Annotated in this window: 12 protein-coding genes and 4 tRNA genes; 10 read left to right on the top strand and 6 right to left on the bottom strand. The window is 62.9% G+C overall.

Going from position 1 to position 16,486, the window contains the following annotated elements:
* Positions 1–2 precede the first annotated feature (2 nt).
* The 5 genes from ACYQ78_RS29130 to ACYQ78_RS29110 all read left to right on the top strand — a co-directional run bounded on the left by ACYQ78_RS29130 (position 3) and on the right by ACYQ78_RS29110 (position 2,101).
* Positions 3–74: transfer RNA gene (locus ACYQ78_RS29130), tRNA-Gly, on the top strand.
* A gap of 1 nt (position 75) precedes the next feature.
* Positions 76–149, top strand: a tRNA-Cys gene (locus ACYQ78_RS29125).
* Between the two features lie 70 nt (positions 150–219).
* Positions 220–291 (top strand) — tRNA-Gly (locus ACYQ78_RS29120).
* 13 nt (positions 292–304) lie between these two features.
* Positions 305–379 (top strand) — tRNA-Val (locus ACYQ78_RS29115).
* A gap of 882 nt (positions 380–1,261) precedes the next feature.
* A complete protein-coding gene (locus tag ACYQ78_RS29110) occupies positions 1,262–2,101 on the top strand; it encodes a hypothetical protein (RefSeq protein WP_459804136.1) in 840 nt (279 codons plus the stop codon).
* A 312-nt stretch (positions 2,102–2,413) separates the two neighbouring features.
* On the opposite strand, the gene ACYQ78_RS29105 is transcribed toward ACYQ78_RS29110, so the two are convergent.
* Positions 2,414–3,214 (bottom strand): hypothetical protein, encoded by an 801-nt coding sequence (locus ACYQ78_RS29105; RefSeq protein WP_459804135.1) that lies wholly within the window; start codon positions 3,212–3,214, stop codon positions 2,414–2,416.
* 680 nt (positions 3,215–3,894) lie between these two features.
* Here ACYQ78_RS29105 and ACYQ78_RS29100 point away from each other — a divergent pair.
* The 3 genes from ACYQ78_RS29100 (at position 3,895) to ACYQ78_RS29090 (ending at position 6,180) form a co-directional block, all read left to right on the top strand.
* Complete coding sequence (locus ACYQ78_RS29100) at positions 3,895–4,314, top strand: hypothetical protein (RefSeq protein WP_459804134.1); 420 nt, start codon at positions 3,895–3,897, stop codon at positions 4,312–4,314.
* Positions 4,311–4,505 (top strand): helix-turn-helix transcriptional regulator, encoded by a 195-nt coding sequence (locus ACYQ78_RS29095; protein ID WP_459804133.1) that lies wholly within the window; start codon positions 4,311–4,313, stop codon positions 4,503–4,505. Before ACYQ78_RS29100 ends, ACYQ78_RS29095 begins: the two co-directional genes overlap by 4 nt.
* A gap of 118 nt (positions 4,506–4,623) precedes the next feature.
* Positions 4,624–6,180: an alpha/beta hydrolase gene (locus tag ACYQ78_RS29090; RefSeq protein ID WP_459804132.1), complete on the top strand. Its 1,557-nt coding sequence runs from the start codon at positions 4,624–4,626 to the stop codon at positions 6,178–6,180.
* Here ACYQ78_RS29090 and ACYQ78_RS29085 read toward each other — a convergent pair.
* Together ACYQ78_RS29085 and ACYQ78_RS29080 are read right to left on the bottom strand one after the other, a co-directional pair.
* Entirely contained in the window at positions 6,158–8,560 is a 2,403-nt protein-coding gene (locus ACYQ78_RS29085; RefSeq protein ID WP_459804131.1) for an FtsX-like permease family protein, read from the bottom strand. The two genes, ACYQ78_RS29090 and ACYQ78_RS29085, sit on opposite strands and share 23 nt — an antisense overlap.
* A gap of 248 nt (positions 8,561–8,808) precedes the next feature.
* The gene (locus tag ACYQ78_RS29080) at positions 8,809–8,979 is read right to left on the bottom strand and encodes a hypothetical protein (RefSeq protein WP_459804130.1); all 171 of its coding nucleotides are present in this window, start codon (positions 8,977–8,979) and stop codon (positions 8,809–8,811) included.
* Between the two features lie 852 nt (positions 8,980–9,831).
* Here ACYQ78_RS29080 and ACYQ78_RS29075 point away from each other — a divergent pair.
* A complete protein-coding gene (locus tag ACYQ78_RS29075) occupies positions 9,832–10,113 on the top strand; it encodes a winged helix-turn-helix domain-containing protein (RefSeq protein ID WP_459804129.1) in 282 nt (93 codons plus the stop codon).
* Positions 10,114–10,179: 66 nt separating this feature from the next.
* Here ACYQ78_RS29075 and ACYQ78_RS29070 read toward each other — a convergent pair whose 3' ends face one another.
* A complete protein-coding gene (locus tag ACYQ78_RS29070) occupies positions 10,180–11,661 on the bottom strand; it encodes a serine/threonine-protein kinase (protein WP_459804128.1) in 1,482 nt (493 codons plus the stop codon).
* An 803-nt stretch (positions 11,662–12,464) separates the two neighbouring features.
* Here ACYQ78_RS29070 and ACYQ78_RS29065 point away from each other — a divergent pair.
* On the top strand, positions 12,465–13,295 hold the full coding sequence (locus tag ACYQ78_RS29065; RefSeq protein ID WP_459804127.1) for a DUF4231 domain-containing protein: 831 nt from the start codon (positions 12,465–12,467) through the stop codon (positions 13,293–13,295).
* 304 nt (positions 13,296–13,599) lie between these two features.
* Here ACYQ78_RS29065 and ACYQ78_RS29060 read toward each other — a convergent pair whose 3' ends face one another.
* The gene (locus ACYQ78_RS29060; protein WP_459804126.1) at positions 13,600–14,940 is read right to left on the bottom strand and encodes a restriction endonuclease; all 1,341 of its coding nucleotides are present in this window, start codon (positions 14,938–14,940) and stop codon (positions 13,600–13,602) included.
* Between the two features lie 555 nt (positions 14,941–15,495).
* Positions 15,496–16,365, bottom strand: a complete 870-nt coding sequence (locus tag ACYQ78_RS29055) for an LLM class F420-dependent oxidoreductase (protein WP_459804125.1) — start codon at positions 16,363–16,365, stop codon at positions 15,496–15,498.
* Positions 16,366–16,486: the final 121 nt, after the last annotated feature.

Here is a 16,486-nt window from a genome sequence, read left to right as displayed (position 1 = left end):
ACGCGGAAGTGGCTCAGGGGTAGAGCATCACCTTGCCAAGGTGAGGGTCGCGGGTTCGAATCCCGTCTTCCGCTCGGTGGAGTGGCCGAGAGGCGAGGCAGCGGCCTGCAAAGCCGCGTACACGGGTTCAAATCCCGTCTCCACCTCCAGGTCGTCACGAGACGTCGTGAAGTCCGCTAGAGTAAGACAGGTGTCGCGGAGGTAAATCCGAGGCGTCACGCGGAAGTGGCTCAGGGGTAGAGCATCACCTTGCCAAGGTGAGGGTCGCGGGTTCGAATCCCGTCTTCCGCTCGGAAGTTTGCTTGGACGATTAGCTCAGCGGGAGAGCGCTTCCCTGACACGGAAGAGGTCACAGGTTCAATCCCTGTATCGTCCACCAGGAGACGGGAGACCTGCGGTCGGCGCCTAGCGCCTTCGGCGGGTCTCCTTCGTTTGTACGGGGGGACGACCCCCCGAACCCCCCGATGACAGGGGGCTTCGCCCCCTCACGCTCCCCCTGGTCCGCTATCGCGGCCCCGACGTCGCATTCGCTCCGGGTCGCTGCGCTCCTGGCGAAGGGCTCCGCCCCTCGCGCTCCCAGGCAAGGCCTCGCTCCGCTCGGGCTGATCTCGCTCCGCTCGCTTGCTTCTTAGCGCTTCGCCTCGAAACTCGGAACGTCAGCACTAGTGGTGACGTGGTCATATACGAACCGAGCCCCAGTTCACAGCACATGCTGTGAGAGCCTGGGTCTTTCGTTGTTTGCGGTTGTTTGCTGTCCCTCTCAGCACCGGCGCTGATTTCATGTTGACCTAGCTCGCCGCCAGCGCTCTCACAGCACGAGTTCATAGCCGCGGCCGGTATCCGATCAGGCGTTGTCCGTCAGTAGCGACGCAACCGGAACAGCGAATACGAACCGACTACGGGCTGGAGTCGTGTTCAAGAATGACGACCTCGCCCATTCTGGATCTACGACGTGGCTGCGCGACATCGGACTCAGCTGCCCGGCCAACGATACCCCGCTGACCCGGACAAGAGGATTCCGTGACCGAGGAGTCCCGATCGGGTATACGGGCGAACTGCGCTACTAGAAGCAGCGGCTCGCTTGGTGATCTTACTACTTGTATATTCCTACACTTAGTCGACCTCCAACTTCGGCCCCCGAAAATTTCCCTTGACGATGTGCCTATTGTCGACACTTCGAGACTCCAGGAAATCACCCGTAAGACGCATCAGCCCATGTATGCTACCGCTTCGCGCGAGAATCTCTCTTGAGGAGGAATCGATGGGCTCCAGCAATCGTCGGCCAAGCCGCCCACAGCAAGCCGGAAGTAACAGCAACACGCAGGCAAGAGATGAGCGCAATGCACAGGGAACAGACGAAGGAGATGAGCGGAACGATATCACCGGCTTCTTAAAAGAGCATGGCGGAACCCTGGGGCTTATATTGATTTTAATCCCCATTGCGATCAGCCTAACTCGAATATTATTTATGGCCAGAGGAAGTCGAGACACTCTCCTCGTACTATCACACCGACTTGACCTACCAGCACTTGCATACGCCAGCTTCATTAATAGCTTCCCAACAATGTTTATTATTGTGGCCATGATCCTCATAGCCGCAACCCACACCTCGCCATGGGGCAATTCCGTACGAGGAGTCTTCCTCGGGCTCGCAGTGGTCGTGCTGCCACCAGTCTCGGCATTCATCTTCACCGCACTTGGCTTCAGTCAAACCATTGCCACGCGACTACGCTATTCTTCACAAACGCCGGCACTGTTACGGATTCTAATAGGATCGCTCATTAGTGGGGCGCTCGTACTCACTGTTACAACAAATAATGCACTGCCAGTCGAAGCGATCAAGATTGGACAAGAGCCGGAGGCTGCCGTATTCGTGGCGAACGCCGACGACCACCAGATCACTTTTCTGTATCCTGATGGTCGCGTGCGACTCGCCAACCCGAACGAAATTATCTCTAGACGTTTATGCTCTCTAGACGAAAGCAACCCCTGGGATGCCGTGCTTTTGATGCCAACCCTTGATTTTGCAAAATCGTTGATTCAGACTGGAGATATTCAGAAAATTACCCCAACGCCCATGGCTAGATGTCCATCATCATAATCCTCCACCGCTTAGCCCATGGAGCTTCGGGCGCCTCCAGATTGAATCGGCGGGACCTTCGTCACACCACCGGCAGGAACTCTCCGCACTCACAACCTCCGCCGCAGCTTCAAGTCCAACCGACTCGCCGACGATTAAACCCTCACCGATGTGGCCATGATTGTTGGGCATGGGAACTTCCGGACCACCGCTCGGTACACCCACCGCTGAACCTTTCGCTTCACCTCGAATCTAACGAGAGCGTGAGCATGCAAAGCCAAGGCAAACTGGTGGTCTGCGGTGACGGTTCGCGACGGCATCGCGGTCGCTACCTCATCGTTTGGCGGCCGGCTGCACGACGTCCGGGCCGCCGGTGTGCGGTGTTGGAACGTAACCCGGGTGTGGCTCTGGCAGCGCCGCCACACACGCCGCAGAACATGCGTTCACCAGTAACGGCAGCACGTCGGTGCCCACCCAGCGGGAGATCCAGACCTGGTAATGCTCATCTTGGACCGGCCCGTCGCAGATGCTGCAGGTCCGCACCGCGTCGGTGCCCCAGACACCCGGGTCTAGCGCTGCGAAATCTGCCGCTTCTGCACCGGTCACCGGCATCAGTTTCGGAAACGGCGGCCGGAACTTGAAATTGCCGTAGAGGACGCGAGTGCTCACCGTGCTATCGGCCAACTTGGCGCATCTGGTCAGCTCATATGGATACCAGTGCAGTCTGTGTGAGGTGTAGGGCACGAAGGTCTCCAGGCTCGTCATGGCCCCGATCTCGGGTGGGATGCGAACCAGATTCGTGCCGTAGAGCACCAGATGCTTGACGGCGGTCAGGTTCGCGATCGCTGGTGGCAGCGTGACAATCTGCCGGCGCTCGGAAGCGCTCATACCTACGAACGGCTTGAATAGCGTGCGTCCATCCGCAACCGCCTCGTCGATCCGCGCGAGCAGATGCTGCCAGCCTGCTGCCTCGGTGTCCTGCCGGTCTTCGTGGAAGGAGACGGCCGCAGGCCGGGTCGCGACCGAGCGGCCGACGCACTGGCAAAAATCGCGTGCAGGGCGGCCCGCGCCGGGTCTGGCCGCATCGGCAAAACGATGGGGAACCGGTTGCGGAGTGATCTCGCCTGCCTCCATTGGCGGAGCATATGGGACCTCATCGACCTGACGCTTTTACACATCGGCTGAGCGGAAGTCCGTTGTCGCCCGCACGGTCCAGCTCCGCTCGTACCCGTGTACACCTCATGTCTGCGCCAGGCGGTCCGCGCTGTCAGGCCGGCGTCATCGCACCCGAACCGCGCGGTGGATGCCAGACAAGATTGATGCTGTACGCCGGGTGTCCTCCTTTCTCTCGGAGTCACGGGAGCCAATCGGGGAGCCAGTGCTTTTCTGCTTCCCTTACTCCTCACGCCTCAACTCGGCATTACCTGGGTCGACCTGCGAAATTTCGCGGCGGCTTTTACGGGTCTCCTTCGTTTAGACGGAGGGATGACTCGCCCCGGGGTCGGCGGTGAGGTCTCGGATGGCGCCGCGAAATCACCCGCAAGAACAGGGATCGACGACGAATACGCCGTGATCCTCGCCGCAGCCAACGCGGAGGGTTAGTCGCCGGGCACCATCAGCGTCGCCTCAAGGCTCTCTCGGTCGCCGATGGCCCGTAAGCAGCCCGAGCGAGGCGAGGCGAGACCGCGCACCGCGCGACCGTCTGCCCAGTCCAGGTGGGTCAGCCTGGTCGGTGTCAAGTGTGCTTGACACCGCGACGGGCGCCTTCTACCGTGTCAAGCACACTTTACTTTTCGTCGCAGGAAGGGCAGCTCGTGCAAGCACACAACGCGGCCGGGGCCTATGGGGACTCGATCAAGGCGACCGTTCGGCTCGGGCTCTGGACGCTCGCCTGGGTGGCGACGCTCGCCCTGGCCAGGTTCGGGCCGGGGCTTCTTTGGGATTCGCGGCAACCCCTGGCCAGCTGGGCCGCCGTCGCCGTCAATCTCGTCGTCGGCGTCGGATGGATCGTCGCCTTCGCGCGCTTTCTTCGAGGGATCGATGAACTACAGCGGAAATTCCTCCGGGACGCACTGGAGGTCACTCTCGGAGTGGGGTGGGTCTGCGGGTTCGCCTATGTCGTGGCGGACGCCGCCGGGCTCATCGCTTACGACGTGAACATCGCGCTCTTTCCCGTGCTCCTCGGAGTCGTCTACTCGATCACCTTCGTCATCGGCAAGATCAGGTACCGATGAAGAATCGCATCAAGGAGCTTCGGGCCGAACGCTCCTGGACGCAGGCTGACGTGGCACAACGTGTCGGTGTGTCGAGGCAGACGATCAACGCGATCGAGACCGGGAAGTTCGATCCGAGCCTTCCGTTCGCCTTTCGGCTCGCCAAACTGTTCCACCTGACGATCGAAGAGCTCTTTCTCGACGAGCAATAGTCGCGAATCGTGCCGCGCGCCAAGCGGCACGTGCGGGTTCAGTGGGTGGTGAAAGGAAAGCCGTCCGCGTCACCAAGGGAAGTACATCCCGGAGGTATTCGTGCGATTAGGTCTGACAATGCTCATCGTCGGTGCGGTCACGATGGCCACCGTCGGGGCGGGTGCGCCGACGCCTCCGGGCACGGCGGGGCCCGTCTGGGGTGAGTGCGCGATGGCGCCGCAACCCGGCGTCGAGCGCGATCCGCGCCAGCAGTGCGCGACTTTGAAGGTGCCGCTGGACTACCGTGCGCCGCGCGGGCGGACCATCGAGATCACGATCTCCCGGGTCGCGACCGCGCAGGCCGCGACCCGGCGGGGGATTCTGCTGTCCAACCCCGGTGGGCCCGGCGATCAGGGGCTCGACCTGCCCAGTGCGCTGGCCGGGGTGCTGCCACCGGAGGTTCTCGAGCGGTACGACCTGGTCGGGTTCGATCCGCGAGGGGTCGGCAACAGTACGCCGGTCACCTGTGGGATCGACCCTGCGACCCCTCGGTCGCAGGTGCTGCCCTATCCGGCGCCGGACGGTGACATCCGGGGTGATGTCGCCTTCGCGCGGACCACCGCCGCCGCGTGTGCCGAGCACTCCGGCGACGTGCTTCGGTTCATCACCACGGCCAACACCGCTCGGGACATGGATCGCATCCGGGCCGCGCTCGGCGAGCGGAAGGTCTCCTACTACGGCACCTCCTACGGGACCTACCTAGGGGCCGTCTACCTCTCGCTGTTCCCTGGCCGGAGCGACCGGTTCGTTCTGGACAGCGCCGCCGATCCGAACCTGGTGTGGCGGGACATGTTCCGGACCTGGAGTGAGGCGGTCGCGCTGCGGTTGCCCGATCTGCTCGCCTTCGCTGCCGAGCGGGACGCCGTCTACCACCTCGGCGCGACGCCGGATGAGGTGCGGCGTACGTACGACCGGCTGACCTCGGCGCTCGACGAGCGGCCGCTGCCGAATCCGGGTGGGCCGGAGCTCGACGGCAACGCGCTGCGTGAGGTCACCCGGTGGTTGCTCTACTTCGACTTCGCGCTGCCGACCCTGGCCGGGGTCTGGCAGGAGGTGGCCGAGGCCGTCTCCACGGGATCGGCGGTGGACGGTGCGGGAGCCCTCTCCGCTGGTGGGCTGACGGTCGGCGGCCTGGCCGGGGCGGCGGGCGTGCCGGCGGACAACCAGGTCGCCGCGCTCTACGCCGTGGTCTGCGGTGACGCCGCCTGGCCGCGCGATGTGGCGTTGTACGCCCGGGACGTCGCGGGCGACCGGCGGGCGTGGCCCCTGACGGCGGGGATGCCGTCGAACTTCTGGACGTGCGCGGCGTGGCCGACGCGGCCGATCGAGCCGCCGGTGACGGTCTCCGATCATGGGCCGCGCAATGTGCTGATCCTGCAGAACACGCGTGATCCGTCCACCTCTCTGCGTGCCGCGCGTGGCATGCGGGCGGCGCTGGGGCGGCGGGCTGTCATGATCACCGTCGATCAGGGCGGTCACGGGGTGTTCGGGCTGGGTAGCTGCGCCGACGAGGCGACGAACACCTTCCTGGCCACCGGGGCGCTCCCGGCGCGGGATCGGTTCTGCCCGGCACCGGCCGGGGACGCTTTGCGGTCCTCGGCCGGTCCGTACGTCACTCCTGCCTGGCCGTTCTAGTGCCTATCTCGGCTACCCGTAGCCTCGCCGCCGTTCTGCTCGGGGCGGCGGCGAGCAGGGCGGCCAGGAGCAGGGTTGCCGGGATGACCAGCCATAACGTCCCTTGTGTGGACGGCGGAACGTACTGCAAGGGTGTGGTCTCGGCCACGAAGCGCCATACCGCCTGGCCCAGGGCAACGCCCAGCGGGAGGCCCAAAGCCAGGGCGACGGCCGCGAGCACGGCCGCGTGGGTGAAGACGATCTGGCGGGCCTGCGGGCGGGTCAGGCCGAGGGCACGCAGGATCGCCACCTCGTGGCGGCGGCGTCGTACCGCCATGGACAGGGCGTGGCCGACGGCGCCGGTGGCCAGTACGGCGAGGAAGACGCCGAGCAGGATCGGCAGGACCGCCACGTCTCCGATCTCGGCGATCTCTCCCGGGCGGGCCACGGGAGGGACGAAGCCCACCTGGTCGCGCACGACCACCAGCTCATGGAGGCGGGCCAGGGCGGCGTCCTGGTCGGCGCCTGGGGTGAAGGCGATATGGCCTACGTGCCACAGGTAGTTCAGGGGCGCTCCGGCGAACAGGTCTTCGTAACCGTCGGCGGTCATCCAGCCCCCTTCGGTGTACGTGTTCTGCAGGCCTGCGAGGACGAATCCGATCCCCGTCACGGTCAGGGTCCGCGGGGTCGCGCCTGTGACGACGATTCTGCTGCCCACCTGGGCGCGCAGGTTGGCTGCCGTCGCGGTGCCCAGGGCGATCTCGCCGACGCCGGCGGGCAGGCGGCCCTGGGACAGTACCGAGGGCAGCGGGTCGCCGACCGGGTTGTGGGTGAGGACGACGAAGGTGAGGCCCTGGGACTCGGCCCATTGGCTGCGGGAGTCGTTGACTCCGGCCACCGCCGGGTCGCGGGCGATGGTCTCCAGCAGTGGGCGGGCCGCCACGCTGTCCTGGCCGCCGAAGCCCAGGTAGATCTCCACCTGCTGGGTCTGGCCGAAGCGGGCCGGGTTGCCCGCGGCCTCGCTCACGCCCGCCGAGAAGGTCAGGGTCGCCACCACGCCGAGCACTCCGGCGACGGCGCCTGCCAAGGCGGGGCGGACCGCCACGGCGGTGGGTCCCCGGCCGGGTTCCAGCGCGAACCGCACTCCGGTGATCACCGGTACCGGCAGTCCGATCTGGGCCGCGGCGAGGGCGGCGGCCGACGGGCGGCCGGTCCCGCTCGAACCGCCCGCCTGGGCCGCCCACGCGCTCGCCGCCGATCCCGCCGCCGTCAGTGCCATGGTCAGCAGTGCGCCGGGGAGCAGGATCCGCGGGTCGGCGTGGACGCCGGGGGCCGGTTCGTGCAGGGCGGCGCTGCCGATCGGCATCCAGTACGACGCGGCAACCGCGCCCCCGACGGCGACCACCGCGCCGACCGCCCCGGCCAGTGTGGGGGCGGCCGAGGCGGCGGCCACGTGCTGGCGGACGGTCAGGCCCGCGGCGCGCAGAGCGGTCAGTTCGGCCGTGGCCGTCGTGGTGTAGCGGGAGAGCGCCTGGCCCACCAGGACCAGCGCCGCCACGGCGGCGGCCGCGCCGAAGATGAGGAGGCTGGTCGACTCGGTGCGGTCGACGCGGCGCCGGTGCTCGGTGAGGGTGGCGTCGATGTCCTGGACGTCCACGTCCATGCCGGCGGCGGTGTTCAGGCGGCCCCGGAAGGCGTCGATCGCCGCGGATCCGCCGGTCAGGCGGGCCAGGCCGACGATCGGGATGCCCTCGTCCTCCGGGGGTCCGAGCAGGTTCGCGCGGTAGCGGGCCAGGAGCGCCGGGGACGCGATGACGCCGCCTCGGCCGCCGGGATCGTCGGCGAACCAGGCCGAGCGGACCACCCCGACGACGCGGGCCGGCACGACGGGGCCGCGCGGGACGACTCCCCCGCCGACCCTGTTGGTGGCGACCGCCTGCGTGGGGGTCAGCAACCGCAGAGTGACCAGGTCACCGGGGTGTTTGCCGTACTGGGAGGTGACCACGACCTCGTCGAGGCGGCCGGGGTCGGGGAGGCGCCCCTCGAGGACGACCGGGGTTTCGATCGTCCGGAACAGATCGGCGTCGGCGGGTGGCAGCGTGAGGCCGCTCAACGTGTCGGGGCGGTCGTCGACGGCGAAGGCCGCCGCCGGGAACGTGGTGAGCGCCGCCACGTCGTCCATCGCCCTGACCATCGACCAGAAACGGTCGTCGGAGGCGAACGGGCGGATCGCGACGGTCGCCGCACCGGTCGCGGCGGACAGCCGGTCGGTCGCCGTCACGCCGCGCACCGCGCCCGCGACCGCCGCGAGCACGACGGCGGCCGAGAAGGCGACCAGCAGCCCGAGCACCACCAGGGACCGCCACCGGCGACGCACCTCGAGCGCCAGCCAGCATCCCACCAGGGGCCACAACCCGTGATGCGCTCGGCAATCCATGGCCCGCATTACATCTCGCCGGTATGACTCCGTCGAGGGTGCTAACCCTCGTAGGGGTTTCCATTCCATCTCTGCGTTGAGACGCACCTGATGGATGTCGAGACCGCCGCGCAGACGATCATCACTGCACTCAAGATCACGAATGATTACTGAGATGTGGTGCTCCGGCGGGGCTGCCTGAGCGGTGACCTCGAAGCGGCCCCGCCGGAGGACTATCGAACCCGCCAGATTGGCGTGATCTCGTTCATGGACACCACGAGTTGGTGAGCGACGGCGTAGGACAGAAGATCGCTTCCCGACAGGGGAAGTTCGACGTCGTGTTCGCCGGTGAAAGCCGCGTAGCCGTCCGCTGCGGGCGTGTAGACGTGGGCGAGGACGCTCACCGGGTTGGCCTGCCCACCATGTAGACCGCCGGCGCGTCACGAAGGTGAGGACAGAAGGAGAGCGCCACAGGCATACAGTCCAGACAGGTCGGTGGTGTGGCGGTCTGGCCGCAGTCGATCCCTGTACGGCGGAAAACCTCGTCGGTTACGAGCCATGGAACCCTTCCCGACTTGTAGTCCGTGGCAGGACAGCCACAGACCTGGCACAGAAGGTTCTCCATGCACTCCCATTGGCGGCGCGCGTTGGGTGAGCCCCAGATGGGCCGGCCTTCACGCGATTGACCGGCGCGAGCGCGGAGCACTCCCAGCCGCCTGTCGTCGTCACGCGCATGCTCGTAGGCAAGCCGTAGCGCGCCAACGTGGTTCTTGATGAAGATGAGCGGTGATGGGTCGGTCTCGCCTGAGTACGCGGTGATGTAGGGAACGGGCATCGTAGAATCGTCGCCAGGTTGGTGGCGCTTCATCGAAATCACCTGCTCCCGATCGCTGGTTGAAGGGCTTCCGCAAGGACTTGGGCGAGGCGGGCGAGCGTGGGGCTGTGCAGAGTGCGGCGGCACTCGCAGAACTGAGCCGGGCAAGCACTCGTCGCGTACCAGATGCCTCCCAGCTCCCAGATCGTCCACTCCGGGTAGTGCTCTCTGAGCTGGTCAGGGGTCATGCGTCACCATGCCGGGCGGCCCGCCGACCTTGGGTGACGCCAGAAGCCGACGGGCCTGATCAGGTGGAAGTGCGGACCTTCCAAGGTCTCGTCACCGCCCGCCGCAGAGCATAGACAGGCATATAGAGCGGTAAATAGCGGTATGTCGCGTCACGCACGTCTATGCAGCTCAGGGGTGTTCTAGGGTGATCAGCATGAGTGCCATCCCGCCGTACGATCCTGACGCACCCGGGCCCGCCATGTACGTCTACGCGCGGGTGGCCGACCATATTGCTGCACGGATCGAGGCTGGCGAACTTACACCGGGTTCACGGCTTCCTGGAGAGAGGGATCTCGCCGCAGACTATGGCGTCGCACTAGGGACCGCGAGACGCGCAGTCGAGGACCTTCGCGATCGAGGACTGGTGGTCACTTTGCCGGCGAAGGGAACCTACGTCGCCCGTCCGGAAGACATGCCGTCACGGACCACGGAGTAGGGAACCGAGAGTATTGGGGCGTTAAAACCAAAGCCCGCGCCAACAGCGCGGGCTGGATTGCGTGTTTCAGTTCGGCCTACTTTGTCTCCAACTTCCCTGAGGCTCTCGCTCTGGCATGTGGCTGGGATGGCTTAGTCGCCCCTCCGCTGCATCTGCGAACCAGCTAGCCCATCTGTCGATAAATTCGTCAAGTTCGCCAACGATCAAAGGCGTGAACGGCCAAGCGGCTTGCCACTCGGCCATACCGCTCCAGAGTGCTTTTGCCGACTCTTCTCCGGGCTCCAGCATGAAGGGGTCAAGGCGACCTCGCTTCGCCATGAGCGGCGAATACATGAATGCTGTTTCGGACCATTGATATTGGCCCTCATTCTGGGCGTCGCAATACCACAGAGAATGACTCCGTCCATCGTACTCATAGCGATTTGACGGGAGGCGAATTCCGATGGCCGCGTGCGCGATAACGTCGAAAGCGGGTGGTGTCCACGCTCCCCATGGCGCGGCTTCCGTATTAGTTATAGAGGACATTGCGAGATTGGCGTGGTTCAAAATAATTGACCATCCGTTGCCATGTCCAGCCTGAACAGTTGCAGATGGAGCGGCGCGGATAATCGCTTCTTTCAGGGTGGCGGAGATTCTCGCCAGGCTCTTGGAGGCTGCTTCGGCAAGTGCGTTTCGCCGCTCGCTTTCGGTGCGACCCTGCGATAGTTGCCGCTCTGATTCGCTACGGCGCATAACCTCAGCACGGTATGCCTCTTGCAATCGTGCGAGACCACCAGCCGGTTCTTTCGCTGAAATTCCGGAGAGGCGGGCCAAGACGTTACTCGGGCGGGGACGCGCCTCGGCGGCTTTATATAGACACTCTTCAACTAGTGCACTTAGGGATGCCGGATGGGAGGTCAAGTGTCGAGGATCTGCATGAAGGTGCTGATCGCGAAAATCGTGCATATCTGGACCGTTAAAGGGCCATGCACCAGACACCAACTCGTAGGCGATGATGCCCAATGAATAGACGTCAGTTGCGATCGTAGCTCGTTCGTTTCGCCATCGTTCAGGGGCGGAGTAGGGTGGCGACATAGCGTATTTCCGGGTGTCCAGAGCTGTAGTTGCCTCGGCATAACGGGAAATCCCAAAGTCCGCCAGACACCACCGCCCATTCAGGAGCAACACATTCTCCGGCTTGAGATCGCGATGGACCACCTTGCCGTCCAGGTCGACGAGCGTCTCGGCAATATCCGACAGAATAGCGACACTCTCAGCGAGGCTGAGTGGGCCGTCAGTTTCATCTAGGTGTTGGCGCAGGGACTTCTCCGCTCGCGGCATAATGATCACCCAGGCATCGGGTGTGTCGCCGCTGTCGATCACCGGCACCACGTTACTGATGCCGTCGAGCTGCACGAACAGAAGCTCCCGCTGTGCGCCTGATGCCTTGGGGATGAATTTTGCAGCCGCGCTCTGACCTGAGGTTGCCTTGGCGGCATAGACCTGGCCAAAACCTCCTTTGCCGATAGGCTCAGCGAGAGTCCATTTCCGATTGAGGTCCAGTTGCACGGCCGATCCCCTGACTTCCATCTCGATTCCCTGTAATCAAATGTAGTGGTGGCGTGAACTCTGCCCCACGTAATTCACGCCACAGCCACATGATCAGTGATGATACTCCTGTAACGGTCATGCCGGGCGGAGTGAAAGAGGACCTTTCGATCCCGACTCGGTCGATAAATGCCGACCTGTCCGTTCTGTTGCCGGCCTGCTTGCCTGTTCAAGGGTCCATTGATGTCGCAGTGCGAAAGCTATCAAGATCAAAAAAGAGGGCTGTGTGACCGTAGCCCAAGTTGCTGGCAGGGGAAGAGTGCAGGAGTCGCAGTGAGTCGCGCGAGCCAGCCAAGTTCGCTCGAACCCTAAATCATAGCTGCCTCGGTGGTGCTATGTTCGTTTCGTTAACGTTTGGTGGCTTGTGGTTGCTGCTCTTCGAGCAACTATCACGGGCCATTCGTGTTTGGCCATAAGAGGGGACGACGCCCGAACCTCCGATAAGAGATGGCTGCGCCCCTCGCGCTCCCCTTGGTGCGCTTGCGCGCCCCTCGTATCGCTTCACCCTGGGTCGCTTTGCTCCCTGGCGAAGGGCCCCGACACTCGCGCTCCCCGGCAGGGCCTCGCTTCGCCCGTTTTCGAACGGCCTGCCACGTCACACCTTGCGCAGGAACTCGGGTGATGTCCTCGCGCAGAGCCACCTCAACTCATGCTGAAGATAACAATGTGACCGCACCCGTTACGATCCAAGGTTCTATAGCGATGCACTCGTGAGTGCAGCGATGTAGGGACCTGTGCGCGTGAGGTAATGAAAGAGGGGGCATATGAGTGGTGGCGTGCCAGCTCGCTCGGGCAACAATACAGTGGGAGATCTCGACGCTGAGCGGCGTGAATCAGAACGTAAGATCGTCCAACAACAGTCGACACTGCGCAATCTTCGAACCACGAGACTCCTTCAAGCGATATGGCTTATCGCAAGTCTGGTGGCGGCCGCGTTCCTTGGCAGCGCTATGTTTATTGGGATCTGGACCAACTATCGAACGCCCTTTACCCTTATAGGGTTTGCTGCGGCAGCTATCTCAACAGTTTTTGCTGCTGGATACCTTATAAAGCTCCGTCCTGAAGTATCTGAAAATGTACACACGCTTCGAACGCTTGAGACGGAACAACTCCACTTGGCTGCGAGGGAGGAGGCTAACCCGATCTCAGCCCTTCGCATTTATCGCCTGATCGCTTCCAGTGATATCGATGAGCTGAGTCGCCATGCGCGACGCAACCAGCGTTATGCCAATATCCTGCAGTGGATAGTGATCCTTGGCTCCGTAGTCTCTACGAGCCTGGCAGGTATAGCGGTAGGTGGTGGTGATCAACCTGTAGTGCGCCTCATCACTGCCATCTCAAGTGGGCTCGTCAGCGTCGCTGCAGCTGCTGCGGGATTCTTCAAATTCCGTGAACGCAGAACAACTCAACAGCAGACGGCTGACGCGATGAAGCGACATCTAAAAGCTGTAGAGCTACGGATTAGCGAGTACGACGAGGAGGATGAAGCATTAGTGCTCAAACGATTTGCTCAGAACATGGAAGAGCTGAAGGATGAGCAACGCAAGCGTGAATTGCAGTTAGAAGAATCTACGGATAAAAACCCCGGCCAATGACCTGGGCTCAAATCTTCTCCGAGCGCAGCGGAAGGCACTGCTGGTGCGTAGTGGGGAGTGGCAAGCACCTGGGAGTGAGGTCCAGAAATATGGGCATTTGAGATAGGCTGACATTCGCTGGTTTCTGAAGGTCGGAAAAATAGTGTCGGTGGTAGCTGTTCTAAGGCTTGTCAATACGGACTCCGGTCGCTTCTTTAGATCGCGCCATAGTGGAAGTTGACCGCCGAAGGGCGAGTGCGCATCCATCTCGACATGAAGTGAGTGCTGCTAGAAGTAAGTTCCACCTCTGTCCGGGAGTGCGATACTACGGCCGAATGCGTCTTCTAAGGACCGAACTAGTTCTTCTGAAGATCAAAACAGTGTCGGCTAAAATACAGAAGACGCGGAGTTTTGCATCGTCGTAACCATAGAACTGGTCTGGGGGAAGGTTGGCATCGGGATATTCTGTGAAGTCAACCTGGATGATCTCCCGCCATTTTGGCCAGCCCTCTCCTGTGCGCGATCGGCTAATAGCCGATCTGAGCCGAGCTATATCGCGATGTAAAGTAGCGAAGAATAGGTAAATATAAATCAATAACATGACGATAGCGAAAAGCAGTGCTCCGAATGAGGCTTGCGTAATGGTTAGATAAGCGAGGAGGGAAGTGAAGAAGATCAGGCCGACCAGGGAGACGACAGAAATGACGATCTTGCTTCTTAAGGAACCTGGTTCTCTAAATGCGCTTGGTAGCATAGTGCGGGACTTCCAGATTGCTCGCCTTGCGAGATAGTTCTTCGCAACTAGGCTTCCATCGGATCTAATTAGGAACAGGGCCACATTGGTTTCGGGGTCGCGCGCCCACTCTTCTGCTTTCTTTGTGTAGCCGAAAGCGGCAAAAAAATAGGCTGCCTGCCCAGGTTTGGCAGTTCCTGATAGGCGTTGGACATCACCAATCCCCACACGCTTGTCGCGCCAAAATTTCACCTGGGCAATGGCTCGATTTGCATATGCATCAACACCTCCGTCAGGACCAGGTGGAACAGCTTTCGCATCTCGATACCCAAACCTTCGCAGCCATGCTGCAGCCATGAACTCTGCGTCGCGGTAGTCGGCAAGAATCGCTTCTGCCGATGCCCCACCTGTCGCAGTACCGACATTCGATATATAGTCCTCGAATACGGTATCCCAGTCCAGGAAGGGGCTTTCTGGAATTCGCAGACCGATTGCGAGAACGGCGATCATTGAGATGCTCGCTAGCACTCCGGAAATTTGATGCAAGCTAGCCGGCCCTGTTGGTGTATCGATCAATAGTGATGCCGTATTTATAGTGGGGAATGTCCATGCTGCGAGCCATAGTGTAAAATTTGCAGTCCATTCTTTGGCCTTTTCTGCTGCGTTAGCGGCCAGGCTGAGCGGAAGTAGAACTGTCGCGACGGCGAATATAGCGACCTGAATCCATGCCGGACTTGTCTCGGACGGCGGAAGATGAATTACCATTGATAGTGCATAGGATGCAAATATTATTGCGAGTATCCATGAAATGGTGCGCTTTCTGCGGTGCGTTGCAACGTAGTAGGCGGCGTAATCGCGTTGATGATCCATTGCAAGCTCAACGAAAGTTTTTGGGTGAAGTGCTCGATCTTCGTTGGATGTCGTTTTGTCCATCTCTCGATGATGCATGCCGGCACTGACATTTTTGCTGGCCGTCATCGCGTCGCACGATGACGGCTACGTAAGGCTTACTTTCGGGAATGTTTCTCTTACCTCGGAGGCCCCTCGTCGCCGAGGTCCACGCGTGCCGAGTGGTGTCGTGGACAGCAGGTAGTTGGGGCGGCGTTAGACGCAAAGCGTCCTCGGGGCACCTGACTCCGTCCAGCGACGGTGTCGTCGATTTGATCTGGTTGCTGGATAGGCTTCTCCCGCTTGTGAAGGAGCCAATTCGGGGAGCCAACACCTTCTGACTCCCGCAGACTCGCTGCGACTCCATCAGAGCGTTGACGCAGGTGAGAAGCTGTCCGTCCGACTCGCCGCGACCTAGATCGGCTCACGGGCTTCGATGGCCTGGAAGTCACAGCGACGGTCCACGTGCCGGGGGGCCGTCACCGGCCCTCAAACCCCGAGGGCCGAGCGTTTGTGACCTCCAGGGCCGTCAGCGGTGATCGGCAACGGTCCACATGCCGGCGCCCGGGGCCGCCGTCCCCGGCCCTGAGAACCGAAGGCCTAGTGCTTCGACAGGCCCAAGGCCGCAGCGGCGGACTCCAGGGCGGTCAGGTGATCGTCGACGGTGCGCAGGCCCGCTTTCATCGTGTTGATGGAGATGTGGGTCGCGCCGTGGTCGCGCCACTGCTCGGCCAGTGCCGCCACCGCGTCGGGGTCGCCCTGCCAGGACAGGCGGCCCTCCATGCCGAGTGTGGACGGGTCGCGGCCCGCCGCCACCGCGGCCTCGTCGACGGCCGCTTTCGCCTCGGTCAGGTGGGGGCCGGGGGACATCTGGGGGAACCAGCCGTCGGCCAGGCGGCCGGCGCGGTGGTAGGCGGGAGCCGATTGGGCGCCGAACCAGATCGGGATCGGGCGCTGTACCGGGAGCGGGGCCAGGCCGGCGCCCGTGACCCGGTCGAACTCGCCGGTGAAGGTGAGCGAGGGTTCGGTCCAGAGGCGGCGGAGCAGGGGGACCTGTTCGTCGATCCGGCGGCCTCTCTTCGTGAAGTCCTGGCCGAGGGCCTCGTATTCGACCTGGTTCCAGCCCAGGCCCACGCCCAGGCGGAAGTTTCCGCCGGTCAGGAGGTCGACCTCGGCCGCCTGCTTGGCGACCAGGGCCGTCTGGCGCTGGGGCAGGATGATGATGCCGGTGACCATTTCCAGGGAGGTCAGGGCGGCCAGGTAGCCGAACAGGACCATCGGTTCGTGGAAGGTCGTGGTCACGTCGTAGGGGCCGGACCACTCTTGGTGGACGGCCGGATCGGCGCCCAGCACGTGGTCGTAGGCCATGACGTGGCGGAAGCCCAGTTCCTCCACCCGCTGACCGTAGGCGCGGACCGCGCCCGCGTCGGGGCCGATCTCCGTTTGGGGGAAGACGACGCCGATCCGCATGTGGGGCTCCTCTCGAAGATCAACTCACCGGACGTCATTCCCCCGTTCCGTGCTCCTACCGCTGTGCTTCACGAACGGATGACGTTTCCGTACAAGACGACTGTCGGCGGCGCTTTCTAGC

This window comes from Herbidospora sp. RD11066, from assembly GCF_054661255.1.
Note: the sequence above shows the minus strand (reverse complement) of the source record. Positions and strands in the feature narration are given on the sequence as shown.